Raw genomic sequence first — 1,503 nt, forward strand, 5'->3', positions numbered from 1 at the left:
CCGGCCTCGGCGCCCCCTACTGGGACCCGGACGCCGGGGGGCCGTGTTCGGGCTGACGCGCGGGACCACCCGCAACGACTTCATCAAGGCGACCCTGCAGTCGCTCGCCTACCAGACCCGCGACGTGGTTGAAACCATGGCGCAGGACACCGGCATCACGCTGAAAACGCTGCGGGTCGACGGCGGCGCAGCCAACAACGACTACCTGATGCAGTTCCAGGCGGATCTGCTGCAAACGCCGCTGGAGCGCGCGGCCAACCTTGAAACCACCGGTCTCGGCGCGGCCTTTCTCGCCGGTTTGGCCGTCGGGTTCTGGCCCGATACGGATGCCCTTCAGCACATCGCCAAAATTGGGACGAGATTCACCCCGCAGATGGCGCCGGCGCGCGCCGACCAGCTGTACGCCGGCTGGCGCCAGGCCGTCCAGGCAACCATGGCCTTCAAACCGGCCCAAAACTAAAAAAAGAGGTTGCGCGAAATCATTTGCTTCGCGCAACCTCTTTTTTTTGACTTTACTTCTGCTCGTCGCCCTTAGATTGCCCTTGGGCTTCCGCCAGCTGCTTTTGCAGGTCCGCGACCTGCCCTTCCAGCTTGGCAGTGGCGTCCTGCAGGTTCTTGGCGGCGTCCGCCTGCGCGTCCTCGGCCGCTTTTTGGGCCGCCTTCAAGGCTTTTTTTATTCTGGCTCATGCTGGCGGTCGAAACCAGCGCGGTGATCAAGGCGCCGATCAGCACTGACACGACGATCACGACAATCAGCGGCCAGGTGAACTGAGCGCCGAAGAAATTGACGGCCACCCCTTGCCCGTTAAGCAAGGCAAACACGATCAAAACCAACGTCAGCACCAGGCCGACGATCAAGCGTTGCTGATTTTTCATAGCAGCCTCCGCTACTTCTGATTGAACAACCCGCCGGCCAAAAAGTCACCGACGTGCGGGAACAGGTCATAGAACTTGGCAGCCGCCGTCATGACTGCCGGCGCGTTGATCTCCCGCACGCCGGTGGAAGCTGCGCACAATGCGCGCCGCCAGCTTATCCGGATCCAGCACGATGAAGTTCACGCGCGCCAGGTAGTCATTGGCGTGGGCCACAGTGAAGAAGTCCGTGTTGATGGGCCCTGGATTGACCGTGGTGACCCGCACCCCAAACGGCTTGAGCTCCAGCCGCAGCCCGTTGGAAAAGCCGACCACCGCGTACTTGGTGGCGGAGTAGACTGCGGATTTTGGCGTGGCCATTTTGCCGGCCATGGAGGCGATGTTGATGATGTGGCCGCGGCGCGCGTCGATCATCTGGCGGCCGATCAGCTGCGTCATGTACATCAAGCCGAGCACATTGGTCCGAAACATTTTCTCGACCAAAGCCATCGGGGTGTCGACCGCGTTTTCAAAATTGCCAAAGCCTGCCGCGTTGACCAGCACGTCGACCGGGCCGACGTCGCGGCTGATGCGGGCCACCACGGCCTCGATCGCCACCGGGTCGCGACGTCGCACACAAACGCGTAGGCC

General features: G+C 62.2%; 1 protein-coding gene and 3 pseudogenes. 1 reads left to right on the plus strand and 3 read right to left on the minus strand.

Annotated elements, in window-relative coordinates; genetic code table 11:
* Positions 1-460 (plus strand): annotated as a pseudogene (locus JCM13995_RS13420) (FGGY-family carbohydrate kinase); the annotation flags it as partial.
* A gap of 52 nt (positions 461-512) precedes the next feature.
* On the opposite strand, the gene JCM13995_RS16485 reads toward JCM13995_RS13420, so the two are convergent.
* The 3 genes and pseudogenes from JCM13995_RS16485 to JCM13995_RS13425 all read right to left on the minus strand — a co-directional run.
* Positions 513-665, minus strand: a complete 153-nt coding sequence (locus JCM13995_RS16485; protein ID WP_225350920.1) for a hypothetical protein — start codon at positions 663-665, stop codon at positions 513-515.
* Positions 664-876: pseudogene (locus JCM13995_RS16490) on the minus strand (lipopolysaccharide assembly protein LapA domain-containing protein); the annotation flags it as partial. The gene JCM13995_RS16485 and the pseudogene JCM13995_RS16490, both read right to left, overlap by 2 nt.
* Before the next feature lie 11 nt (positions 877-887).
* Positions 888-1,503: pseudogene (locus JCM13995_RS13425) on the minus strand (SDR family NAD(P)-dependent oxidoreductase); the annotation flags it as partial.

Source organism: Lacticaseibacillus camelliae DSM 22697 = JCM 13995 (genome assembly GCF_001311195.1).
Classification (GTDB): Bacteria; Bacillota; Bacilli; order Lactobacillales; family Lactobacillaceae; genus Lacticaseibacillus; species Lacticaseibacillus camelliae.